Annotated in this window: 20 protein-coding genes and 1 pseudogene; 8 read left to right on the top strand and 13 right to left on the bottom strand. The window is 70.7% G+C overall.

The features are described from left to right. From AWZ10_RS03980 to glgX, 3 genes are all read right to left on the bottom strand, one after another. A partial coding sequence (locus AWZ10_RS03980) for a M14 family zinc carboxypeptidase (protein WP_107417374.1) occupies positions 1–865 on the bottom strand: 865 nt, incomplete at its 3' end. A 208-nt stretch (positions 866–1,073) separates the two neighbouring features. After that, positions 1,074–3,401, bottom strand: a complete 2,328-nt coding sequence (treY, locus tag AWZ10_RS03975) for a malto-oligosyltrehalose synthase (protein WP_060890447.1) — start codon at positions 3,399–3,401, stop codon at positions 1,074–1,076. Positions 3,402–3,577: 176 nt separating this feature from the next. Continuing rightward, positions 3,578–5,707, bottom strand: a complete 2,130-nt coding sequence (gene glgX / locus AWZ10_RS03970; RefSeq protein ID WP_060890446.1) for a glycogen debranching protein GlgX — start codon at positions 5,705–5,707, stop codon at positions 3,578–3,580. 328 nt (positions 5,708–6,035) lie between these two features. Here glgX and AWZ10_RS03965 point away from each other — a divergent pair, with 328 nt between their 5' ends. The 3 genes from AWZ10_RS03965 to AWZ10_RS03955 all read left to right on the top strand — a co-directional run bounded on the left by AWZ10_RS03965 (position 6,036) and on the right by AWZ10_RS03955 (position 8,639). Continuing rightward, positions 6,036–7,283 (top strand): SAV2148 family HEPN domain-containing protein, encoded by a 1,248-nt coding sequence (locus AWZ10_RS03965; RefSeq protein ID WP_046708837.1) that lies wholly within the window; start codon positions 6,036–6,038, stop codon positions 7,281–7,283. A gap of 151 nt (positions 7,284–7,434) precedes the next feature. Further along, positions 7,435–8,157: a 3'-5' exonuclease gene (locus tag AWZ10_RS03960; protein ID WP_046708836.1), complete on the top strand. Its 723-nt coding sequence runs from the start codon at positions 7,435–7,437 to the stop codon at positions 8,155–8,157. Then, positions 8,154–8,639, top strand: coding sequence for a GNAT family N-acetyltransferase (locus tag AWZ10_RS03955; protein ID WP_060890445.1), 486 nt, complete (start codon positions 8,154–8,156; stop codon positions 8,637–8,639). Before AWZ10_RS03960 ends, AWZ10_RS03955 begins: the two co-directional genes overlap by 4 nt. 26 nt (positions 8,640–8,665) lie before the next feature. Here AWZ10_RS03955 and AWZ10_RS03950 read toward each other — a convergent pair whose 3' ends face one another. Beyond that, positions 8,666–9,529 carry a phosphotransferase enzyme family protein gene (locus AWZ10_RS03950; protein WP_060890444.1) on the bottom strand — a complete coding sequence of 288 codons (864 nt, stop codon included), beginning with the start codon at positions 9,527–9,529 and terminating at the stop codon, positions 8,666–8,668. Positions 9,530–9,670: 141 nt separating this feature from the next. Between AWZ10_RS03950 and AWZ10_RS03945 the strand changes: the two are divergent. The 3 genes and pseudogenes from AWZ10_RS03945 to AWZ10_RS03935 form a co-directional block, all read left to right on the top strand. Beyond that, positions 9,671–10,107: pseudogene (locus tag AWZ10_RS03945) on the top strand (carbohydrate ABC transporter permease); the annotation flags it as partial. Positions 10,108–10,165: 58 nt separating this feature from the next. Further along, the gene (gene mgt / locus AWZ10_RS03940; RefSeq protein ID WP_060890443.1) at positions 10,166–11,377 is read left to right on the top strand and encodes a macrolide-inactivating glycosyltransferase; all 1,212 of its coding nucleotides are present in this window, start codon (positions 10,166–10,168) and stop codon (positions 11,375–11,377) included. Between the two features lie 363 nt (positions 11,378–11,740). Next, positions 11,741–12,685 (top strand): CDP-alcohol phosphatidyltransferase family protein, encoded by a 945-nt coding sequence (locus tag AWZ10_RS03935; protein WP_037700338.1) that lies wholly within the window; start codon positions 11,741–11,743, stop codon positions 12,683–12,685. 116 nt (positions 12,686–12,801) lie between these two features. Here the strand turns inward: AWZ10_RS03935 and AWZ10_RS03930 are convergent, their stop codons facing one another. Next, positions 12,802–15,075, bottom strand: a complete 2,274-nt coding sequence (locus AWZ10_RS03930) for an MMPL family transporter (RefSeq protein WP_060890442.1) — start codon at positions 15,073–15,075, stop codon at positions 12,802–12,804. A 235-nt stretch (positions 15,076–15,310) separates the two neighbouring features. Here AWZ10_RS03930 and AWZ10_RS03925 point away from each other — a divergent pair, with 235 nt between their 5' ends. Continuing rightward, the gene (locus AWZ10_RS03925; RefSeq protein ID WP_046707934.1) at positions 15,311–15,859 is read left to right on the top strand and encodes a DUF1697 domain-containing protein; all 549 of its coding nucleotides are present in this window, start codon (positions 15,311–15,313) and stop codon (positions 15,857–15,859) included. A 106-nt stretch (positions 15,860–15,965) separates the two neighbouring features. Next, positions 15,966–16,565, top strand: coding sequence for a TIGR03086 family metal-binding protein (locus AWZ10_RS03920; RefSeq protein WP_060890441.1), 600 nt, complete (start codon positions 15,966–15,968; stop codon positions 16,563–16,565). Between the two features lie 24 nt (positions 16,566–16,589). Here AWZ10_RS03920 and AWZ10_RS03915 read toward each other — a convergent pair whose 3' ends face one another. The 8 genes from AWZ10_RS03915 to AWZ10_RS03880 form a co-directional block, all read right to left on the bottom strand. Next, positions 16,590–17,333, bottom strand: a complete 744-nt coding sequence (locus tag AWZ10_RS03915; protein WP_046707932.1) for a sirohydrochlorin chelatase — start codon at positions 17,331–17,333, stop codon at positions 16,590–16,592. A 5-nt stretch (positions 17,334–17,338) separates the two neighbouring features. Then, a complete protein-coding gene (locus AWZ10_RS03910) occupies positions 17,339–18,250 on the bottom strand; it encodes an ABC transporter permease (protein WP_046707931.1) in 912 nt (303 codons plus the stop codon). Beyond that, positions 18,237–19,025, bottom strand: coding sequence for an ABC transporter ATP-binding protein (locus tag AWZ10_RS03905; RefSeq protein ID WP_060890440.1), 789 nt, complete (start codon positions 19,023–19,025; stop codon positions 18,237–18,239). The genes AWZ10_RS03910 and AWZ10_RS03905 overlap by 14 nt, the downstream gene beginning before the upstream one ends. A 36-nt stretch (positions 19,026–19,061) precedes the next feature. After that, the gene (locus tag AWZ10_RS03900; protein WP_060890439.1) at positions 19,062–20,171 is read right to left on the bottom strand and encodes an aliphatic sulfonate ABC transporter substrate-binding protein; all 1,110 of its coding nucleotides are present in this window, start codon (positions 20,169–20,171) and stop codon (positions 19,062–19,064) included. A 234-nt stretch (positions 20,172–20,405) separates the two neighbouring features. Then, the gene (locus AWZ10_RS03895) at positions 20,406–21,740 is read right to left on the bottom strand and encodes a sulfate adenylyltransferase subunit 1 (protein ID WP_046707929.1); all 1,335 of its coding nucleotides are present in this window, start codon (positions 21,738–21,740) and stop codon (positions 20,406–20,408) included. Between the two features lie 2 nt (positions 21,741–21,742). Further along, the gene (cysD, locus tag AWZ10_RS03890) at positions 21,743–22,681 is read right to left on the bottom strand and encodes a sulfate adenylyltransferase subunit CysD (protein ID WP_060890438.1); all 939 of its coding nucleotides are present in this window, start codon (positions 22,679–22,681) and stop codon (positions 21,743–21,745) included. Then, positions 22,678–23,223 carry an adenylyl-sulfate kinase gene (cysC, locus tag AWZ10_RS03885; RefSeq protein WP_046705363.1) on the bottom strand — a complete coding sequence of 182 codons (546 nt, stop codon included), beginning with the start codon at positions 23,221–23,223 and terminating at the stop codon, positions 22,678–22,680. Before cysC ends, cysD begins: the two co-directional genes overlap by 4 nt. Before the next feature lie 110 nt (positions 23,224–23,333). Further along, positions 23,334–23,800: phosphoadenylyl-sulfate reductase (locus AWZ10_RS03880; protein WP_079104284.1), on the bottom strand; the 467-nt coding region annotated here is incomplete at its 5' end.

Here is a 23,800-nt window from a genome sequence, read left to right as displayed (position 1 = left end):
CCTGGTCCGCGTCCGCGAGGAGCCGCCGCGCCAGGTGCCGCAGCGCCGCCGCCGGGGCCGGGTGCGGGGCGATGTCGTCCACCAGGTCGCTCGCCCACATCGGCACCTCGACGACCGCCGTCAGGCCGCCGTAGCGGTGGGCGTGGTACCAGGTGCTGTGCCGGGCGTCGTCCGGCATGCTCGGGTACGCCGCGTGGCCGCCGGGCCGGGGCATCACGAACACCCCGGGCCCGGACACCGGCCAGCCCGCGGCGTCCGAGGCGCCCCTCTCCACCGGTATGCCCAGCTCGGCCGCGGACTTGGCGAACGGCTCGGCGAGCCCCGGTACGTCCTTCGTCAACTGCACCCAGCTGCCGCCGAGATCGGTGCCGTGCAGGGTCACCTGGAGGTAGGGCCGCAGCTCGTCCAGCACACCGAGCAGGGCGTGCGTCTCGGGCGGCAGCCGGTCCGGCGGCAGCACCGACGGAGACCACTCCGGCTGCTCGGGACCGGCCGGCCGGAAGAAGCCCAGGTGGTAGTCGAGGAGTGTGCGCGGCGCCGGAGCCGTGTGCAGGCTCGCCCCGTCCGGGTCCGCGCAGAGCACGAAGTGCCAGGAGACACCGGCCCGCAGCTCCCGCTCCCGCGCGACCCGCTCGGCCAGCGCGAGCACGGTGGAGCCGCCGGTCGGCTCGTTCGCGTGGGCACCCGCGACGACCAGGACCGCACGTCTCGCGTGGCCCACGGACAGCAGCCGCAGCGGCCGGCCCGCACGGGAGACACCGATCCGCCGCAGGGTGCACAGCCCCGGCCGACGGGCCGCCATGGTCCGAGCCGCCGACTCCAGTTCGGCCACCGTGGGATATCCGAGCTCCAACAGCAGACCCACCCCCCCGTCCAGTCCACCTGGCATCAGAATCCGACCACCCGGCCGAGCCGGGTGGGGGACATGCCCAGTGTCCTTCCGTGCAAGGGGCGGCTCCCAGGGGCGCCCAGTCGCATTCACGGTTTCCCGGCACGGGAGCTACCGCTACCCGGCGGCCGGGTCCCCGGTCACCCGGTGGTGCGCTCCCCGTCACCCGGCGGGGAGGTCACCCTCACGCGCCGACCCGCTCCAGGAGCGCGACCGGCAGCGTCTCGAAGAGCTCCGCCACCCGCACGGCGCCCGTGAACTGCCGCCCCCCGCCGACCGCATCGGCCCACCGGCCCTTCGGCAGTGTCAGCCGGGTGTCCCCCCAGCCACCGGCCTCCGCCAGCCGCAGCGACAACCGCGTCACAGCCGTGACCACCTCCCCGGACCGCGCGAAGGCCACACAGTGCCCGGCCCCGGGCCCGTCCGCCGACAGCGCCGCGTACGTCGCCGCGTCCCCGAAGACCTCGGGCCGCCGCCCGCGCAGCCGCAGCGCGGCCGAGGTGAGCCGGAACTTGTCGGAATCCCCCTCCCGCGGTGCGAAGGGCCGCCGGTTGTCCGGGTCCACCAGTGCCCGGTACTCGCCCTCCGTCCCCTGGTAGAGGTCCGGCACCCCCGGCATGGTCAGCTGCACCAGGGCCGCACCGAGCACGTTCGCCCGCACATGGGGCTCCAGGGCCTCCCGCAGCGCGGCGACCCGGGTGTCCACGGCGGGCCCCCGCGCGACGAAGTCGGCCACCGCCTGCTCGTACGCCGGGTTCTGCTCGGTCCAGGAGGTGTGCAGCCCCGCCTCCCGCACATGCTTCAGCAGGGCACCCTCCAGCCGCTCCCCGTCCGCGGGCCCGAGCCCGAACGCCGTCTGCCAGGCCGCCCACGCCAGTTGCGGATCCGGCACACCGGCGCCGTCCCGCGTCACCTCCGCCAGCACATCGGCCCACCGCTGCGGGCACTGTGCGAGCACCGCGATCGCCGCCCGCACATCCGCGCTCCGCTTGGTGTCGTGCGTCGACAGCACGGTCCCCGTGGCCGGCCAGTCGCGCTGCAGCCGGGCGCAGTAGGCGTGGAAGTCCTCCGTCGACACCGCCGGGCTCCCCGGGTCGCCGCCCACCTCGTTCGCCGACAGCAGCGGCACATAGCGGTAGAACGCCGTGTCCTCCACCGACTTCGCCCGCAGCGCCGAAGAGGTCTGCGCGAACCGCGCCCGGAACTCCACGTGCTCCGGCCCCTCACCCACCCGACCCAGCACCAGATCCCGTACGGCGTCCACCGAGCGGGCCTCCTCGGGCACCACGAACACCGCACGCGCCTCGGCCGCGGCCTGCTCGGTGACGACGAGGGAGGCGTCCTGGGAGGTGTACGGCCGGTACACCTCCATCCGCGCGAGCAGCTCGCACAGCGCGGTGCGCAGCGCCCACGGGGCCTGGTCGCGCAGGGCGAGTTCGGGGGAGCGCTCGCACAACCGGTGCGCCACCCGGGTGAGCCGTTCCACCTCCGTGGCCAGCTCGTGCGTGAGCACCCGGTACGCGGCCCGCCGCACGGTCGATTCCCACTCGCCACCGCGGTCGGACTGCGCGGCCGTGAACCGCCGGTACTGCCCCAGCAGTTCGCCCGCGCCCGCCGGATCCGTGAACAGCCCGTCGACATGCCGCAACGCGTCGTAGCCGGTGGTCCCCGCGACCGGCCAGGCCGCCGGCAGCGTCTCCCCGTCGGCCAGGATCTTCTCGACGACGGTCCACCGCCCACCGGTCGCCTCGTGCAGCCGCCGCAGATAGGCGTCCGGATCGGCGAGCCCGTCGGGATGGTCGACGCGCAGCCCGTCGACGACACCCTCCTCCAGCAGCCGGAGGATCTTCGTGTGGGTCGCGTCGAAGACCTCCGGTTCCTCGACCCGTACCCCGATCAGCTCCGAAATGCTGAAGAAACGCCGGTAGTTCAGCTCTGTCCGGGCCAGCCGCCACCACACCGGCCGGTACCACTGCGCGTCCAGCAGTTGCGGCAACGGCAGCTTCTCGGTGCCCTCCCGCAGCGGGAACGCGTGGTCGTAGTAGCGCAGCTCCCGCCCGTCCACCACGAACTGCTCGATCTCCGCCCCCAGCGGCCCCCCGAGCACCGGCAGCAGCACCCGCCCGCCCTGTGCCTCCCAGTCGATGTCGAACCACCGCGCGTACGCCGACTCCGGCCCCTCCCGCAACACGTCCCACAGGGCCCGGTTGTGCCGGGGAGCCATGGCCATGTGGTTCGGCACGATGTCCACGACGAGACCGAGGCCGTGGGCCCGCGCGGTACGGGCCAGCGCCCGCAGCGCCTCCTCACCCCCGAGTTCCCCCCGCACCCGCCCGTGGTCGACCACGTCGTAGCCGTGCGCGGACCCCGGCACGGCCTCCAGCACGGGGGAGAGGTGGAGATGGGAGACACCGAGGGAGGCGATGTACGGCACGGCGGCCGAGGCGGCGGAGAAGGGGAAGTCGGGCTGAAGCTGAACCCGATAGGTGGCGGCAGGCACGACAGAGGTCATGCAGTCCTACGTACCCGCCACACAGGGATTGGAGCGCCCTGACACGCAAGGACACGAGTTTTCAGGGGCGCGGGGCTGTATCGACATGCGGCTCCGCCGCGTGGGCGCGACCAGCCACGGACGACCCGCACCCAGGAACGACAGCCGTCCCTACGGCGAATCCCGCGACCTGAGAACTAGGTCGGCCTCCTGAACACCGCCAGACTCCGGTCCACCAGGGTCACCCGGTCCCCGGCCGCAACCTTCGGCCCGTCCTCGGGAACCGCGTCCTCCCGCCCCGTGTCCACCACCGTCTGCCACTGCGGCCCATGATTGACCGGCACCACGAACTCCAGCGGCCCCGCCGACGCGTTCACCATCAACAGGAACGAGTCGTCCGAGATCCGCTCCCCCCGAGCCCCGGGCTCGGAGATCGCGTTCCCGTTCAGGAACACGCTCAGCGCCCCCGCCCGGGCAGAGTCCCAGTCCCGCTGCGCCATCTCCTCCCCCTCCGGCGTGAACCAGGCGATGTCCGACAGCTCGTCGTGCGTCCCCTCCACCGGCCGCCCGTGGAAGAACCGCCGTCGCCGAAAAACGGGATGATCCTTCCGCAGCCGGACCATCGCCCGCGTGAACTCCAGCAGATCCCCGAACGGCGCACCCTCCTCCCCGTCCTCCGCGGAGGGCCACGGCACCCACGACACCTCGTTGTCCTGGCAGTACGCGTTGTTGTTGCCGCCCTGCGACCGCGCGAACTCGTCCCCGTGGCTGAGCATCGGCACGCCCTGCGACAGCATCAGCGTGGCGATGAAGTTCCGCATCTGCCGGACCCGCAGCCCCATCACCCCGGGATCGTCGGTCTCGCCCTCGGCCCCGCAGTTCCAGGACCGGTTGTGGCTCTCCCCGTCCCGGTTGTCCTCGCCGTTCGCGTCGTTGCGCTTCTCGTTGTACGAGACCAGATCCCGCATCGTGAAACCGTCGTGGCAGGTCACGAAGTTGATGGAGGCCAGCGGCCGCCGCCCGTCGTCCTGGTACAGGTCGGACGAACCGGTCAGCCGCGACGCGAACTCCGCGAGCGTGCGCGGCTCGCCCCGCCACAGGTCCCGCACGGTGTCGCGGTACTTGCCGTTCCACTCGGTCCACAGCGGCGGGAAGTTCCCCACCTGGTAGCCGCCCTCGCCGACGTCCCAGGGCTCGGCGATCAGCTTCACCTGGGAGACGACGGGGTCCTGCTGGACGAGGTCGAAGAACGACGACAGCCGGTCCACCTCGTGGAACTGCCGGGCCAGCGTCGCCGCGAGGTCGAAGCGGAAACCGTCGACATGCATCTCGGTGACCCAGTACCGCAGCGAGTCCATGATCAGCTGCAGGACGTGCGGCGACCGCATGAGCAGGGAGTTGCCCGTGCCCGTGGTGTCCATGTAGTAGCGCGGGTCGTCGGTGAGCCGGTAGTACGACGGGTTGTCGAGGCCCTTGAACGACAGCGTCGGACCCAGGTGGTTGCCCTCGGCGGTGTGGTTGTAGACCACGTCGAGGATGACCTCGATCCCCGCCTCGTGCAGCGCCCGGACCGCGGACTTGAACTCCAGCACCTGCTGCCCCCGGTCACCCCAGGAGGCGTACGCGTTGTGCGGGGCGAAGAAACCGATCGTGTTGTAGCCCCAGTAGTTGCCGAGGTCCATGTCGGCCAGGCGGTGGTCGTTCACGAACTGGTGTACGGGCATCAGTTCCAGTGCGGTGACGCCCAGCGCGGTCAGATGCTCGATGATCGCCGGGTGGGCGAGCGCCGCGTACGTGCCGCGCAGCTCCTCGGGCAGCCCCGGGTGCCGCATGGTGAGGCCCTTGACGTGGGCCTCGTAGATCACCGTGTGGTGGTACTCGGTGCGGGGCCGCCGGTCGTCGCCCCAGTCGAAGTACGGGTTGACCACGACCGAGGTCATCATGTGCGGCGCCGAGTCGAGGTCGTTGCGCTTCTCGGGCGCCCCGAAGTGATAGCCGTACACCTCCTCGCCCCACTTGATCGAGCCGCTGATGGCGCGCGCGTACGGGTCGAGGAGCAGCTTCGCGGAGTTGCAGCGCAGCCCGCGCTCCGGCGCGTACGGGCCGTGCACACGGAAGCCGTACCGCTGCCCCGGCATCACACCGGGCAGGTACGCGTGCCGCACGAACGCGTCCGATTCGCGCAGTTCCACCGCCGTCTCGGAGCCGTCGTCGTCCAGCAGACACAGCTCTACTCGATGCGCGGCCTCCGAGAAGACCGCGAAGTTGGTACCGGCGCCGTCGTACGTGGCGCCGAGCGGATACGCCTGTCCAGGCCAGACCTGCATGGATACGACTCTTCCAGTTGTCGCGCGCCGCTGGGGGCGACTTTCGGGGGGAGTCTCCCCCAAACTGATGGAACCTCCTAGGACATACGTCTCTCCTGCCCAGCGATGGACACATCGTGACGCTTCGTGGGCCGCCGGTGTCGGGTCCTCACCGCCGAACGCTATGAATCAGCTCACTCCCGGCGCGGGGGCGGGCGGGAACGGACGCGGCACGTGCGGTAGTTGAGAAACGACCTGTCCATCCGGCTGTATCGTCACCCGCTACCGGAGTACCCTTCCTTGATCGTTGAATAGGGGTGAACCCGGGGGAGCGGAAGGCGGTGCGCGGGTGGGCTCGGGAGGGCTGGAGCTGCCTCCTGGTGACGCGGGCGACACGGGTCACGAGGGGAACTCCACAGATGTCCCACCCGGCGCGGTGTCCCTGGCACGGCCGATGGAGATGGGATCCATCGGCCCGGAACTGGACTGGAACGCCGACGCCTGGCTCGAAGTGCGTACGCGCGCCCAGCGGGCCGGCCGCGCCTATATCTGGCTGAACCTCGTCGAACAGCGGCTGCGCGCCGTGGTGGCCGCCGTGCTGCGGCCCATCTACGAGCCTGTCCACGGCGACGACTGGGTGGTCGCCGCCGCCGGACCCGCCGGACAGGAGTGGGTGCAGCGGGCCGTCGCGGTACGTGAGGTCAGCCGCCGCAAGGGCTATCTGCTCGACCCCGCCGACGACAACGTGCTCAGCTTCCTCACCCTGCCGCAACTGCGCGAGCTGATGGTGCAGCACTGGCCCTGCTTCGAGCCGTACATCGACGAGCGGCGCGACGTGGAACTGGCCCTGGACGAGCTGGAGGTCACCCGGAACGTCGTCTCCCGCAACCGGGCCCTCTCCGAGGCCGTCCTCGCCCAGGCCGAGCGTGCCTCGGCGAAGCTGCTGGAGATCCTGGGCGCGGGCAGCGACGTGCCCTCCGCGCGCCGGCTGCCCGTCGACGCAGTCGAGGAGCTCGTCGGCGACCGGTACGCGGACGTCGTCGGCGTCCACCCCGACCGGGTGCGGCTGCTGCGGCAGTTCCCCGCCGAGGACCTCTTCGGCGGCGCCCGCCGCCTCGACGCCATCGGCATAGGCCTGAACCTCCTCGTGCAGAACTTCTCCGGGCGGAGGCTGGTCCGGCTCGCCGAGGGGGGCTGCCGGGTACGGCTGCTCTTCCTCAACCCCGCCTCCAGTTCGGTGAAGCGACGCGAGCGCGAACTGGGCATAAAGCGCGGCGAGTTGAGCCGCGCCGTGGAGATGAACATCCTCCATATGCGCCGGGTCCGCTCCCGGCTGCGCGACCCCGGCGCCTTCGAGATCCAGGTCTTCGACGAGACGCCCCGCTTCACCGCCTACCTCGTGGACGGCGACGGCTCCGACGGTGTCGCGGTCGTGCAGACGTATCTGCGCCGCACCCGGGGCATGGAGGCGCCGGTCCTCGTCCTGCGCGGCGGCAACCGGGTCCTCAAGGCCGACGAGAACGGTGAAGTCGGGCTTTTGGACACATATCGCGAGGAGTTCGAAGTCGCGTGGGCGGACTCCCGGCCGGTGTCGTGAACCGGGCCCCGGCGCGAGCCGGCACCCGGGGCCGGGACCCGGGCCGTGACCGGGTGCCGCGGCCCCCGGCGGAACGCGGTCCTCGGATTGTCAGTGGCCCATGCGATGGTGGTGGTCACTGGGGGAAAGCACCACCAAGAAGGGGGCCAGCATGGGTTGGCACAGGCAGCTGCTGATCGGCTTCGACCTGGAGACCACGGGGACGGATCCGCACGAGGCGCGTATCGTCACGGGCGCGGTGATCGAGGTGAAGGACGGGGAACCGGTCGGACACCGGGAATGGCTCGCCGACCCGGGCATGGAGATCCCGGCGGAGGCGGTGGCGGTGCACGGCATCACCAACGCCCGCGCGGTGGCCGAGGGCAGACCGGCCGACCAGGTCGCCGACGCCATCGCCGACGTCCTCGTCTCCTACTGGAAGGCGGGCGTCCCGGTCGTGGCGTACAACGCGGCCTTCGACCTGACCCTGCTCTGCGCCGAACTGCGCCGGCACGCCCTGCCGTCCCTGCGCGACCGGCTCGGCGGCCTCGATCCGGCACCGGTCGTCGACCCGTACACGATCGACCGCTCCGTCGACCGCTACCGCCGGGGCAAGCGCAACCTCGAAGCGGTCTGCGGGGAGTACGGTGTCCCGCTCGACGCCGCGCACGACGCCTCCGCCGACGCCCTGGCCGCCGCCCGGCTCGCCCGCGCGATAGCCCAGCGCCATCCGAAGGTCGCCGCTCTCGGCCCGGCCGAGCTGCACCGCCGTCAGATCGACTGGTACGCCGAGTGGGCCGCCGACTTCCAGGCCTTTCTCCGCCGCAAGGGCAACCCGGAAGCGGTTGTCGACGCGACGTGGCCGCTGCGTGAGCTGCAGGACGAAACAGTATGACGACCGCCGAAATCTCCCTCCGCGACGTACGGGACAGCGACCTGCCGATCTTCTGGCGGCACCAGTCCGACTCCGAGGCACAGCGGGTCGCCGCCTTCATCGGGGAGTACCACCGCGACCGGGCGCTCTTCGACAGCCACTGGGCGAAAATCCGTGCGAACTCAGACAACCTGACGCGCACGGTGGTCGCCGACGGCGAGGTCGTCGGCAACGCCGCGGTCTTCGGGCCGCCGGACGAACGCGCGGTCACCTACTGGATCGACCGCGCCCAATGGGGCCGGGGCATCGCCACCGCCGCCCTCACCGCCCTGATCGACCTCGTCCCCACCAGGCCCCTGCACGCCTACGCGGCCGCCGACAACACCGGTTCGCTCCGCGTCCTGCAGAAGTGCGGCTTCGTCGTCACCGGCCACGACCGGGGCTTCGCCCTGGCCCGCGACGCCGAGATCGACGAAGCGGTGCTCATACTCCGGGCCGTCTGAGCCGGGCCGTCTGAGCCGGGCGCCGCTCAGAACGGATACCAGCGGACCGACTCGTCCCCCTCGCGCAGCGAGGCGACGCGGCGCTCGAACTCGGCGAGCGCCTTGGGGTTGCTCGGCGCGTGCTGGGCGACCCAGGCGCAGCTGGCCGTCTCGCGGGCGCCGCGGAGGACCGAGCAGCCGTCCCACTCGCGTACGTCCCAGCCGTACGCGTCGGTGAAGGCCTCGTACTCCTCGGCCAAGAGCCCGTAGCGGTCGTGGGTAAGGGCCATGACGACGAGGTCGTGCTCGCGCAGGTCGCCGGAGAAGGTCTCCAGGTCGACGAGGATCGGGCCGTCCGGGCCGACGTGCACGTTGCGGGGGAGGGCGTCGCCGTGGATCGGGCCCGGAGGCAGGTGGGGGGTGAGGGCGGCCGCGGCTGCCGCGAAGCCGTCGCGGCGCTCGCGGAGGTAGGCCGCGTGAGCGGGGTCGACCGCGTCGCCGGCGAGGCGCAGCCAGCGCTCCACGCCGGCCAGCAGTTCACGGCGGGGCAGCGCGAAGGGAGGGGTGGGCAGGGAGTGGACCAGCCGTAGGAGTTCGGCCAAATCGCCGGGGACGGCGGGGCGTACGGGATCGGGCAGACGGTGCCACACCGTCACCGGGTGCCCTTCGACGAGCCGGGGATCCGACTCGGCGGCCCGCACGGCCGGGAAGCCCTCTTCGGCGAGCCAGACCGCGATGCCCAGTTCGCCGCGGGCCCGGTCCAGCAGTTCGGCGTCGCGGCCCACCTTGACCACCAGGTCACCGGCGGCGAACACCGCGTTCTCGCCCAGCGCGAGCAGCCGAGCCTCCCCGGCCGCACCGGGCACCACACCGGCCGCGCCCAGTACGTCCCGCGCCCGTGCCTCGTCCATCCTTCGCCTCCGTGTCCGTACGGCCGACGCCCCCTCGGGGCGTCAGGTTCACGCCATTCACGGCCAGTCTCGCATTCGCACAGGTCGGAGCCTGTGCGCGGTGCCTTGACGCCCTTTCACGCCCTCAGCACCATGGCGGGCATGACCTTGGCGACCGCGAAGCCGAAACGCACGCGACCGGCCAAGCGGCGCACCCCGGCGGACGGCCGGGAGCGGCGCATCCTCGACCACGGCGCCTGGTTCCTGGTGTGCCCGCGCTGATCCCCATCCTGGTGCTGAGCGTCGGACCGCTGCTGTACGGGATCGCGCCGGCCTTCACCGACGCACAGTCCGGCCGGACGGAGCCCACCCGGTGGATCGGCACACTCAACTTCCAGCACCTGCTGCACGACACCCTGTTCTGGGACTCGTTCCGCATCGTCCTGCTGTGGGCGGTCGGCGTGACCGTGCCGCAGTTCCTGCTGGCCCTCGGTCTCGCCCTGCTCCTCGACCAGCCCCTGCGGCTGCGCTGGCTGGCGCGGGCGCTCGCGATCATTCCCTGGGCCATGCCCGAGGTGGTCGTCGGGTGGCGGTGGCGGTGGCGGGGGCGGGAAAACTCATTGGACGATACGTATCGTCTTGCATAACCTGTCTCTCATGACCGCCCCCACCTCACACATCGCCATGTTCTCCATCGCCGCCCACGGCCACGTGAACCCGAGCCTCGAAGTGATCCGGGAGCTGGTGGCCCGGGGACACCGGGTCACGTACGCCATTCCGCCGGCCTTCGCGGAGAAGGTGGCCGAGACCGGTGCCGAGCCGAAGCTCTGGCACTCGACACTGCCCGGCCCCGACGCCGATCCCGAGGCGTGGGGCACCACACTCCTCGACAACGTGGAGCCCTTCCTGAACGACGCGATCCAGGCCCTGCCGCAGCTCATCGAGGCGTACGAGGGCGACGAGCCCGACCTCGTGCTGCACGACATCACCTCCTACCCGGCGCCCGTCCTCGCCCACCGGTGGGGCGTCAAGGCGATCTCCCTCTCCCCGAACCTGGTCGCCTGGACCGGCTACGAGGAGGAGGTCGCCGAACCCATGTGGGCCGAGCCGAAGAGGACGGAGCGCGGTCGGGCGTACTACGCCCGCTTCGAGTCCTGGCTGGAGGAGAACGGGATCACCGAGCACCCCGACCCGTTCGTCGGCCGGCCCGCCCGCTCCCTGGTCCTCATCCCGAAGGCGCTCCAGCCGAACGCCGACCGCGTCGACGAGAGCCGGTACACCTTCGTCGGTGCCTGTCAGGGCGACCGCGCGGCGCAGGGCGACTGGCGGCGTCCGGCCGATGCGGAGAAGGTGCTGCTCGTCTCGCTCGGCTCGTCCTTCACCAAGCAGCCCGACTTCTACCGCGAGTGCGTGAAGGCCTTCGGTGACCTGCCCGGCTGGCACATGGTGCTCCAGGTTGGCAGGCACGTCGACGCGGCGGAGCTGGGTGAGATCCCGGACGGCGTGGAGGTGCGGGACTGGGTGCCGCAGCTCGCGATCCTCAGGCAGGCCGACGCGTTCATCACCCACGCGGGCGCCGGCGGCAGTCAGGAAGGGCTCGCCACCGCCACGCCCATGGTCGCCGTACCGCAGGCCGTCGACCAGTTCGGCAACGCCGACATGCTCCGGTCCCTCGGCGTCGCCCGCCATCTGCCCATGGAGGAGGCGACGGCCGAGACCCTGCGCGAGGCGGTCCTCGCCCTCGTCGACGACCCCGGCGTGGCCCGCCGACTTGAGGAGGTGCGGCGGGAGATGGCGGGGGAGGGCGGCACCCGACAGGCCGCCGACCTCATCGAGGCGGAGTTGGCTGGTGGATCGAGGCGGAACTGACCGGCGGGTCGAGGCGGAACTGACCGGCGGGTCGAGGCGGAACTGACCGGCGGGTCGAGGCGGAACCGGCAGGCGGGCCGAGGCGGAGCTGACCGGTGGGTCGAAGCGGCGCGGACAAGTGGCGGATAGCGGGGCAAGCAGGATGGTTCCACTTTTTCCGTGAAGTCCCGGCACATTTTGGGTAACGGAAAGGTCATTTCATAACGCTGGGGTAACGCCTGGCCTGCGGGGTAAACGCATTGACTCTGTTGCCGGGTTGGACCGTTACCCCCTCCGAAAGGTTGCACTCGGCGCTTCTTGTGCCTCGCGTGAACGGATCTCAAGCTGGGCGTGAATTCATTTCGAACGCCAGGAAGTTGACCCATGCGCCGAGACATACCCGACCTCGCTGAAGTGCGCCGCGTCACGCAGAAGAAGCGGGACGCATGGTGGACCGTGCTGCTCGTCGACCCGGTCGCCACACCGCTGGTGCGGCTCACCGCCAAGTACACGAGGATCACGCCCAACCAGTTGACCTGGGGTGCCTTCGTGCTGGGTCTGGTCTCGGCCGCCTGCTTCGCGCTCGGTGACTGGCGCTGGCTGATCGCCGGTGCCGTTGTCTACCACCTGAGCTTCATCCTCGACTGCATGGACGGCAAGGTCGCCCGGCTCACCGGCCAGGGCTCCGTGTTCGGCGCCTGGCTCGACTTCGTCTTCGACCGTGTCCGGGTCGCGGCGTGCTCGGTGGCCCTGATGGCCGGGCAGTACCACCGCACGGGCGAGACCTTCTACATCTGGCTGGCCGCCGCCGTCATCGGCTGCGACGCGCTGCGCTACATCAACTCCCTGGAGACCTTCAAGGTCCGTCACACCATGCGCAAGCAGATCAAGGCCCGGCTCCGCGAGGCCCGCCGCGCCGAGAACGAGCGGGAACTGGCCTTCATGGAGGACCTGCTGCGCGACAACCCCGAGGCCGACATCGAGCAGGACCTGCGCACGGCCACCGCCGAGGTCACCGAGGCCGCGCCGCAGACCCAGGTCGTCGACCTGCACCAGGAGTTCCGCCGCCGCTTCCCCGCCTATCTGCGCGTCCGGTCCTTCCTGCTGCGCCACCGCGTCCGCCCCCACCTGATCAGCGGCATCGAGTTCCAGATGGGCGTCTTCATGATCGGCCCGATCATCGACTCCGTGATGACGACGACCATCGTCTCCGGCGCCCTGCTGCTCGCCTTCGAACTCGCCATCGTCTACAAGCTGCTGCTGTCGACCCGCGACTTCACCCGCACCCTCGACTCCTTCGACCGGGGAGACGTGGCCAAGGCGGCCTGAGCCCGCGGACGGACGCTGGCGATCCGGACGCTGGCGATCCGGGCGCGGGCGGACGCGGACGTGGCCGGGGCGGTGTCTCCGCCCCGGCCACGTCCCCGTCCACGTCGAGCGGACCGTCAGACCCGTACGCGCTCGTCCTTCCGCGCACCCGGACCCGGACCCGGACCGGCACCCGGCTCCGGCGACTCGTCGTGGGTGAGGTCCGGCAGGCGGTTCAGCCACTTCGGCAGGTACCAGTTGCGCTCGCCGAGCAGGGCCATCACCGCCGGGAGGAGCACACCCCGGATGATGGTCGCGTCGATGAGGACGGCGGCCGCCAGGCCCACGCCCATCTGCTTCATCGACTGCATGGACAGCGTCCCGAAGATCGAGAAGACGGCGACCATGATGACGGCGGCGCTGGTCACGACCCCGGCCGTGGTGACGACGCCGTGCTGGATCGCGTCCTTCGTCGTAAGGCCGCGCAGCCGCGCCTCACGGATACGCGAGACCACGAACACGTGGTAGTCCATCGACAGCCCGAACAGGATCACGAAGAGGAACAGCGGCAGCCAGGTGATGATGGCGCCGACGCCCTCCGCGCCCACCAGCGAGGCACCCCAGCCGTGCTGGAAGACGCCCACGAGGATGCCGTATGCGGCGCCCACCGACAGCAGGTTCAGCACGATCGACGTGACCGCGATCGTCAGCGAGCGGAACGACAGCAGCATCAGCAGGAAGGCGAAGACCACGACGAAGGCGAAGACCGGGACGACGGAGCCGACCAGCTGGTCGTTGAAGTCCTGGTTGCCCGCGACCTGCCCGGTGACCGGCGCCTCGACCCCGTCGACCTTGCCGAGCGTGGCGGGCCGTACCTCGTCGCGCAGCTTGTCCAGGCTCGCGCCCGCCTTGTCCTGGTCGGAGCCGCCGACCAGCGGCACGTACACGAAGGCCACGTTCTGCGCGTCGTGCACCTTGATCTCCACCGGGCCGCGCGAGGCGCCCGAGGCGACGGCCTCCTCCTTGAAGTCGGCCAGCGCCGAACGCACTTCGGGGGCGTTGATGTCCTTCGCCCTGACGACCACCTCTGCGGGCTCGGAACCGCCCGGGAAGGCCTCGTTGACCCGGTTGTACGTCTGCACGATCGGCAGCGAGTCGCCGAACTCCTGGTCCAGTGTGAGGTTCTGAGTCTTCATCCCGACCGCGGGCGCGGCCACGGCGAGCAGCGCACCGGTCGCGACGACCAGCGACAGCGCCGGCCTGGCGAGGACGACCCGCAGGACGGCGGTCCAGAAGCGGCTCTCCGAGGTGCCCTGGGAGTGGCCGTTCTTCCGCCGCTTGTCCGGGTGCAGGAACGGGATGCGGCCCTTCTCGACCCGCTCGCCCAGCAGTGACAGCAGGGCCGGCAGCACGGTGACCGAACCGACCATCGCGACGGCGACGACCATCAGGGAGGCCAGGCCCATCGCCTCGAACTCGGCGAGCCCGGTGAACAGCATGCCCGCCATCGCCACGCACACCGTGACACCGGAGACGATGATGGCGCGGCCGCTGGTCGCGGCGGCCACTCGCAGCGCGGTCTGCGCGTCCCGGCCCGCCGCCCGCTCCTCGCGCTCACGGCGCAGATAGAACAGGCAGTAGTCGACACCGACGGCCAGACCCACCAGCAGCATCACGGAGTTGGCGGTGTCACTCATCGGCATCACATGGCTGACGATGGCCATCAGGCCCATCGTCGCCATGATCGCGGTCATTGCCAGCGCCACCGGCAGCAGCGCCGCGACGACCGCGCCGAACGCGATCAGCAGGATGCCGAGCGCCACCGGCAGGGCCGAGTACTCGGCCTTCTGGAAGTCGTCCCCGAACGCGTCGTCGAACGTCTTCATCATGGAGGCGCCGCCGATCTCCTCGATCCGCAGCGTCCTGTGGTCCTTCTGGACGCTCTCGACGGCCTTCAGCACCGGCTCGATCCGCTCGCCCGCGGTGTCCGACTCGCCCCGCACGTCGAACTGGACCAGCGCGCTGCGGCCGTCCTTCGAGATCGTCCGCGTGTCGTACGGCGAGGTCACGTCCGTGACCTTCCCGGTGCCCTCGACGGCCTTCATGACGTCGTCCACGGCGGCCCGGAACGTGGCGTCCGTGGCCAAGGTGTCGTCGTCCTTCGCCTGGATCAGGACGGTCTCACCGGCGGGCTCCTCGATCCCCGCCTCCTCGATGATGTGGGCCGCCGTGCTGGTCTCCCCCTTGAGCTGGTCGCTGTCCTTGACCTCGACCGAGCCCATCGCCGAGCCGATGCCCATCGTCAGCACGACGAACAGCACCCAGATCCCGACGGCCGCCCATCGGTGCCGGGCGCTCCAGCCGCCGGCGCGGGCGGCGATCCCCCGTACCCGTACGTCTTCGTTCCCCATGACGGGCCAGCCCCCTCGACAGCGATGGCGACCCCTGCCGCCACCTCTCGTTTCGAAGGTATGGGCCGGATAAAGTCATCTCATCGTGCTGCCCGGTGAACCCCGACGCCCACGACTACTCCGCCAGGACCCCGCCCCCTCCCCACCAGGGAGGACAGGGACCCCCTACACCTATCCCGGCCTCTCGGGGCCGTCCCTCAGGGTGAACCCGCCCCGACCTGCCTATCGTGAGCCCATGACGACATACGCGGCGCTTCTGCGCGGGATCAATGTGGGCGGCAACAAGAAGGTCCCGATGGCCGACCTCCGCACCCTCCTGACCGGCCTCGGCCACACCGCTGTGGCCACCTACCTCCAGAGCGGCAACGCGGTCTTCACCAGCGACCACGGCGACGAGGACTCCCTCGCCACCGAACTGGCGGCCGCCATCGCGAAACACTTCGGCTTCACCGTCGATGTGCTGGTCCGCGACCACGCCTACCTGGAGGCCGTCCGCGAGGCGTGCCCGTTCCCGGCGGCGGAGCTGGAGGGCAAGCAACTCCATGTCACCTATCTCTCGGAGCAGGTGGAGGAGGCCCGCTTCGAGTCGATCGACCAACAGGCCTTCCTCCCGGAGGAGTTCAGGATCGGAGACCGCGCGCTCTACCTCTACGCCCCGGAGGGGCTGGGCCGCTCCAAGCTGGCGGAGACCCTGTCCAAGCCGCGCCTCTTCAAGGGCCTGATCGCCACGACCCGCAACTGGAACACGGTGGCGAAACTGGCCGAGCTCACTGCGGCCCCGTAAGGGGGCTCAGTGCTGCCGGCGCCGTAGGCGGAGCCGACGCCGCCGGCGGACGACGCTGTCGCGTTTGTTCAAGAGCGGTGAGCGTGCCGTCCCTAGCGTGAGGTGCATGAAGAACCACGCCACCAGCACACACCCGCACCACCGATACATGGTCGAATGCGCCGCCGAGGCTGCCCGGGTCGCCCGAAGTGTCACGGTGGAACAGCTCGCCCTGCCCACCCACTGCGGCGAATGGGACGTCCGTGCCCTGGTCAATCACTGGGTCCTGTACACCTCGCACGGCCTGGAACACCGCGCTCTGCGCAAGCCCCTCCCCGAGGAGCTGACGAAGCGCGACTTCACCACCGATCCCGACTGGGCCGACGCCTACGCCGCCCAGCTGGACCGAGCGGTCACGGCCTGGGCCGATCCGGCCCTGTGGGAGGGCGACATCGACCTCGGCATGGGCCCGCTGCCCGCCGTCGACCTCGCCGGCATGATCATCAAGGAGATGGCCGTCCACGGCTGGGACGTCGCGACCGCCACCGGCCGGTCGTTCCGGATCCCGGACGCCGCCGCCCACTTCGTCCTCACCGTCGTGGAAACCCACGGCGACCTCTACCGCCAGTACGACGGCTTCGCGGATCCGGTCCCGGTACCCGAAGGCGCCCCGGTGTTCCACAGGGCGCTGGCGTCCAGTGGCAGGGACCCCAGGTCGGGTGCCTGACGACCGGAGCCGCATGGCGAGGGCTCAGGCCGCGGTGAGCTGCCTCAGTCGCAGGGCGGCGGTGTAGCGGCGCAACAGCAGCGCGGCCAGCTCGGGGGAGGGGCCGAGTACCTCGGCCAGGACGTCCGCGCCCGCCTCGGCCGCGCCGGCGGCGATACGGTCCGGCAGCCTGCCGGGCGCGATGACGTACGGTGCCACGGCCACCCGGTCGCAGCCGAGGGCCCGCAGTTCCCGTACGGCGTCCTCGGTGCGGGGAAGGGAAGCGGAGGCGAACGCGGGCCGCACGGCGCACCAACCGGTGTGCCACCACTCCCGCGCGATGTCGGCGATCACCGCGATCGCCTCCGGGTCGGAGGACCCCGCCGAGGCCAGGACGACCCCGGTCGAGGACTTGTCGGCGGGGCTCAGCCCTGCCTCGTACAGCCGGCGTTCGAGGGCCGCCCGCAGCAGTGGCGAGGGGCCCAGCACCTCCGCCTGGCGGATGCGCAGGGACGGCGGTGCCTCCCGCAGGACCGCCGGGATGTCCGCCTTGGCGTGGAAGGCGCGGGTCAGGAGCAGCGGCAGGGCCACCACGTCCCGTACGCCCTGCGCCGCCAGCGACTCCAGCACCCTCTGGACCGAGGGGAATTCGAAGTCGAGGAAGCCGGTCTCCACGCGCAGCCCGGGGCGCATCGCCCGCACCCGCCGTACGAGGGCGTGCACGGTGGCGGCGTGCCGCGGGTCGCGGCTGCCGTGGGCGACGACGAGGAGGACCGGCTTCCTGGACATGTGGATCAGCTCTTCACCAGCAGGCCGCGGCTGCGCAGGACCCACCGCTCCAGCGGACTGAAGATCAGCAGGTCGATGGCGATGCCCACGATCAGGATGAGGAAGATCGCGAGGAACACCTGCGGCATGCTGCTGTTGGTGCGGCCCGCCTCCAGCATCTGGCCGAGGCCCGAGCCGATGTCGGGAGCCTTCGCGATGATCTCCGCGGCCATCAGCGAGCGCCACGAGAACGCCCAGCCCTGCTTCAGACCGGCCACGTATCCGGGCAGCGCCGCCGGCATCACGATGTGCCAGGTGCCCTTCAGCCCGGTCGCGCCCAGCGTGCGGCCGGCCCGCAGGAACAGCGGCGGCACCTGGTCGATGCCGGACACCAGACCGTTGGCGATCGACGGGACCGCGCCGAGCAGGATCACCGTGTACATCACCGACGGCTCCAGGCCCAGCCAGACCACCGCGGGCGGCACCCACGCCACCGACGGCAGCGACTGCAGACCGGAGAGGATCGGGCCGATCGCCGCGCGGACGATCCGGACCCGGGCCACCAGCAGACCCAGCGGGGTACCGATGGCCAGGGCCGCGAGGAAGCCGAGCAGACCGCGGGAGACGCTGGTCCAGATGGACTCCAGCAGCGTGCCCTGCAGCCAGGCCTCCCGGACCTCCCCCCACACCGCGGACGGCGAGGGCAGCTTGTAGGCCGGCGCGACCTCCGCCAGGACGAGGAGCTGCCAGACCGCCAGTACCAGAGCGACCGCGGTGATCGGGGGCAGCACCTTCTGGACGAACACCTGGCGAAGCGGCGGCCGCCCGGTCTGCACCGTGTCCAGCGCGTCGAGGCCCGCCTCCAGGCCGGCGAGGTCGTCGGAGTCCTTGACGTTCTTGCCGGGGCCGGCGTCGCCCTTGGTCTCAGTGCTGGCCATGGCGGCGGATCTCCCTACGCAGTTCTTCGGTGATCTCGACGGACAGCTCCGCCACGGCGGTGTCCTCGATGCGGCGCGGCTGCGGAATTCCCACGGTCCACTCGCGGGCCACCCGGCCGGGGCGCGAGGACAGCAGGACGACCCGCTCGGCGAGCCGTACCGCCTCGCGCACGTTGTGCGTCACGAACAGCACCGAGACCTGCGTCTCGCGCCAGATCCGGGTCAGCTCGTCGTGGAGCACGTCCCGGGTGATGGCGTCGAGCGCGGCGAACGGCTCGTCCATCAGCAGCAGCTTGCTCTCCTGCGCCAGGGCGCGGGCCAGGGCGACGCGCTGGCGCATACCGCCGGACAGCTCGTGCACCCGCTTGCCGTACGCGCCCTGGAGCCGGACCAGACCGAGCAGATCCTCGGTCCGCTCGCGCCGGTCGCTCTTCGGAACTCCCCTCAGTTTCAGGGCGAGTTCGATGTTCTTGCCCGCGGTCAGCCACGGGAACAGGGCGTGCTCCTGGAACATCAGAGCCGGACGCCCGTCGGTCGTGATGCTGCCCGCGGTCGGGTCGTCGAGACCCGCGACCAGGTTGAGCAGCGTCGACTTTCCGCAGCCCGAGGCCCCCAGGAGGGTGACGAACTCGCCGGGAGCGACATCGAGCGTGATGTCGTCCAGGACGAGCTGCTGCCCGGCGGGCCCGGCGAAGGACTTCGATACGTGCTCGATACGGGCGGCGTGCTCGGCGGCCTGGACGCCGTCGGCGGCCTTGGCGAATGTGGTGGCCATGGTCGTCACCTCCTGGGAACTCATCGGACTACGCGGTTACTTGACGCCGAGACCGGCGTCGTCGACCTCGTCGTCGCCCTCGGCCTTGAGGACCTTGTTGAGCAGCGTCAGGTCGTAGATCCCGTCGAGCTTCGGGTCCTCCAGCAGACCGGCCTTGACCGCGTGGTCCGCCTCGGTCTGCAGGGTGGAGGCCAGCGGGTCGTTGATGAACTGGATGGACTTCCACGCCGGGTCGAGCACGTCCGCCGGCAGCTCCTTGCCGGAGTCGGCCTTGAGCTGGGCGTTCGCCGCTGCCTTCGCCTCGTCCGCGCTGGAGTTGATGAACGCGTTGGTCTTGACCGAGCCGCGCAGTACGGCCTCGACGACGTCCGGGTGCTCCTTCAGGAACTCCTGGCGCACGATGATGTTCGTGATCACGAACTTCTTGTCCGGCCACAGGTAGGCCTCGTCCAGCAGCACCTTCGCGCCCTCGGCGACCAGCTTGGACGCGGTCGGCTCCGGTACCCAGGCGCCGTCGATGGCGCCGGACTTGTAGGCGTCCGGGGCGACGGAGTTCTCCGTGCGGACCACGGACACATCGCCCTTGCCGGTGTTCGCGTCGACCTTCCAGCCCTGCTCCGCGATCCAGTTGAGGAACGCCACGTCCTGCGTGTTGCCGAGCTGCGGGGTGGCGATCTTCTTGCCCTTGACGTCCTTCAGGGACTTGATCTTGTCCGGGTTGACGACGAGCTTCACACCGCCGGAGGCCGAGCCGCCGATGATGCGCAGGTTGGCGCCGTCCGCCTTGGTGTAGCCGTTGATCGCCGGGGAGGGACCGATCCAGCCGATGTCGATGGAGCCGCCGTTGAGGGCCTCGATCTCGGAGGGGCCCGCGTTGAAGGTCGTGTACTTCGCCTTGGTGGCGCCGAGCTCCTTCTGGAAGAAGCCCTTCTGGATTCCGACGAGAGCGGTGGCGTGGGTGAGGTTGCCGAAGTAGCCGATGTTGACGGTGTCGAGACCATCGATCTTCTCGGCGCCGGCGGCGACCTTGTCGGTCTTGGACTCCGTGGACTCGGAGCCGTAGCCGCAGGCGGCGAGGGTGAGGAGGGGGAGCGCGGCGATGACGGCGAACGTACGCCGGAAGGCGGCGGAGCGGTGTGCAGGCACGGGAGGTGTTCCTCTCGGAGGCCCGGCGGTCACGTCTCTCAGGTCGTGGCCGGGAGGTCAGGAAAACGGTCTTCGTCGCAACCGGGACGTCGGGTGGGGGGACGGGGCGCGCAAGCGGTGCGCGTACGTCATCGCACACATCGCGCGACTCCGCCCTGCCCGCTCCCGAGGGCGCCGCTGCCCACACGGCCGCCCTCCTTCGCGAACGTCGCGTAGAAGTCCTGGGGGTTCATGTCAGAAGTCCCACCCGTCGTCCTCGGACTCGTCCTTGACGGGCTCCGGGGAGGCGAACGACTCGCCGACCATGCCGGCGGTCAGCGTCGTGCCGTCGGAGGGGTCGATCAGGATGAACGAGCCGGTGCGGCGGGAGTCGGCGTACGAGTCGACCGGCAGCGCCTCCGCCGTGCGGATCTTCACCCGGCCGATGTCGTTGGCGACGAGCTGTCCCGGGTGCGGGTGCAGGGACAGGTCGTCGAGCGTCAGCCGGGACGGGATGTCCTTGACGATCGCCTTGACGGTGCGGGTGCCGTGCTTGAGCAGCACCCGGTGGCCCACGGTGAGCGGCTGGTCGGCGACATGGCAGACGGTCGCCTCGATGTCCTGCGTGGTCGCGGGCGCGTCCTTGCTGGGCACGAGCAGATCGCCGCGCGAGATGTCGATGTCGTCCTCCAGCAGGAGCGTCACCGACTGCGGGGTGTACGCCGCCTGAACCGGCTCGCCGAGGAGGTCGATGCCCGTGACCTTCGTCGTACGGCCGGACGGGAGCACGGTCACCGAGTCGCCGACGCGGAACGTACCGGCCGCGATCTGGCCCGCGTAGCCCCGGTAGTCCGGGTGCTCGGCGGTCTGCGGACGGATCACGTACTGCACCGGGAGGCGGGCGTGGCAGTGTGCCAGGTCGTGGGCGACCGGCACGGACTCCAGGTGCTCCAGGAAGGTCGGCCCGCCGTACCAGTCCATGTTGGCCGACGGCTCCACCACGTTGTCACCGGCGAGCGCCGAGATCGGGATGGAGGTGATCTCAGGGACGCCCAGCTCGGACGCGTACGCCGTGAACTCCTCGGCGATCCGTGCGAAGACCTGCTCCTCGTAGGCGACGAGGTCCATCTTGTTCACGGCCAGGACCACGTGCGGGACGCGCAGCAGCGCGGCGATCGCGGCGTGCCGGCGGGTCTGCTCGACGACGCCGTTGCGGGCGTCGACCAGGATCACCGTCAGCTCGGCCGTGGAGGCACCCGTCACCATGTTGCGGGTGTACTGCACATGGCCGGGGGTGTCGGCGAGGATGAACCGGCGTCGCGGGGTCGCGAAGTAGCGGTACGCCACGTCGATGGTGATGCCCTGTTCCCGCTCGGCCCGCAGACCGTCGGTGAGCAGCGCGAGGTCCGGGGCCTCCTGGCCGCGGCTCGCCGAGACGCGCTCCACGGCCTCCAACTGGTCGGTGAGGACCGACTTGGAGTCGTGCAGCAGCCGCCCGACGAGGGTGGACTTGCCGTCGTCGACGGAACCGGCGGTCGCGAACCGCAGCAGGGTGGTGGCCGAGAGCTCCTCGGCGGTGATCGTGCTCATGCTTAGAAGTACCCCTCGCGCTTACGGTCTTCCATCGCGGCCTCGGACATCTTGTCGTCGGCACGGGTCGCGCCCCGCTCGGTGAGCCGGGAGGCCGCGATCTCGGTGATCACGGCGTCCAGCGTGGTCGCGTCGGAGTCGACGGCACCCGTGCAGGACATGTCACCGACCGTTCGGTACCGCACCTGCCGCTTCTCGATGGTCTCGCCGTCCTTGGGGCCGCCCCACTCGCCGGCGGTCAGCCACATCCCGGCCCGCTGGAACACCTCACGCTCGTGCGCGAAGTAGATCTGGGGGAGTTCGATGCCCTCGCGGGCGATGTACTGCCAGACGTCCAGCTCGGTCCAGTTGGACAGCGGGAACACGCGGACGTGCTCGCCGGGCGCGTGGCGGCCGTTGTACAGGTTCCACAGCTCGGGCCGCTGGCGGCGTGGGTCCCACTGGGAGAACTCGTCCCGCAGCGAGAAGACCCGCTCCTTGGCGCGTGCCTTCTCCTCGTCGCGTCGTCCGCCGCCGAAGACGGCGTCGAACTTCTCCGCCTGGATCTTCTCCGTCAGCGGCACGGTCTGGAGCGGATTACGGGTGCCGTCGGGGCGTTCCTTCAGCACTCCCCGGTCGATGTAGTCCTGTACGGAGGCGACGTGCAGTCGCAGTCCGTGCTCGGCGACCGTGCGGTCGCGGTACTCCAGGACCTCGGGGAAGTTGTGTCCGGTGTCGACGTGCAGCAGCGTGAAGGGGACGGCCGCCGGGGCGAAGGCCTTCAGTGCCAGGTGCAGCATGACGATGGAGTCCTTGCCGCCGGAGAACAGGATCACCGGCCGCTCGAACTCACCCGCCACCTCACGGAAGATGTGGACGGCCTCGGACTCCAGCGCGTCCAGGTGGGACAGCGTGTACGGGGTGCCGGTCTCCCCGGGGACGGCCGCGACGGTCGTCGTCATGCCAGACCCCTCTCGGTGAGCAGCTCGTGGACCAGCGCCGCGGACTCCTGGACCGTCTGGTCCTGCGACTCGATGCGCAGATCCGGGGTCTCGGGGGCCTCGTAGGGGTCGTCGACACCGGTCAGCCCGGAGATCTCCCCGGCCGCCTGCTTGGCGTACAGACCCTTCACATCGCGTTCGGAGCACACCTCGACCGGCGTAGCCACATGCACCTCGACGTACGCGGCACCGCTCGCCGCGTGACGCTTGCGGACCGCCTCGCGGCTGTCGGCGTACGGCGCGATGACCGGCACGAGCGCATGGACGCCGTTACGGGCGAGCAGGTCGGCGAGGAAGCCGATGCGCTGCACGTTGGTGTGGCGGTCGGCGCGGCTGAAGCCCAGGTCCGCGGTGAGGAACTCGCGGATCTCGTCGCCGTCGAGGACCTCCACGAGGTGGCCGTCCTCACGCAGCCGGCCCGCCAGCTCGTAGGCGATGGTGGTCTTGCCGGCACTCGGCAGACCCGTGAGCCAGACGGTGGCTCCGGTGGCTCCGGTCGTCACTTGGTTCTCCTGGTTCGTCGCGGGAGCACGGCCCGTCCCGGGGACGGTGTTCCCGACGGTGTCAGCTGTCTCGGCGGGCGCGGTGGCGTTCTCCGCGGACCCTGCGGCGCTCACAGGTGCAGCCCGCACTCGGTCTTGGCGTTGCCTGCCCAGCGGCCGGCCCGCGCGTCCTCGCCCGGGGCGACCCGGCGGGTGCAGGGGGCGCAGCCCACGGAGGTGTAGCCGTCCATGAGCAGGGGGTTGGTGAGCACACCGTGCTCGGTGACGTAGGCGTCCACGTCGTCCTGCGTCCAGCGCGCTATCGGGGAGACCTTGACCTTGCCGCGCTTGTCGTCCCAGCCAACGACCGGGGTGTTCGCCCGGCTCTCGGACTCGTCGCGGCGCAGGCCGGTCGCCCACGCGTCGAACCGGGTCAGGCCCTCTTCGAGCGGCTTGACCTTGCGCAGGAAGCAGCACAGGTCGGGGTCGCGGTCGTGCAGCTTCGGCCCGTACTCGGCGTCCTGCTCGGCGACCGTCTGACGGGGGGTGATCGTGATGACGTTGACGTCCATCACGGCCTCGACGGCGTCCCGGGTGC

The organism is Streptomyces europaeiscabiei (genome assembly GCF_001550375.1).
In the GTDB taxonomy this organism is placed as follows: domain Bacteria; phylum Actinomycetota; class Actinomycetes; order Streptomycetales; family Streptomycetaceae; genus Streptomyces; species Streptomyces europaeiscabiei.
This window is presented reverse-complemented; position numbering and strand designations above follow the sequence as displayed.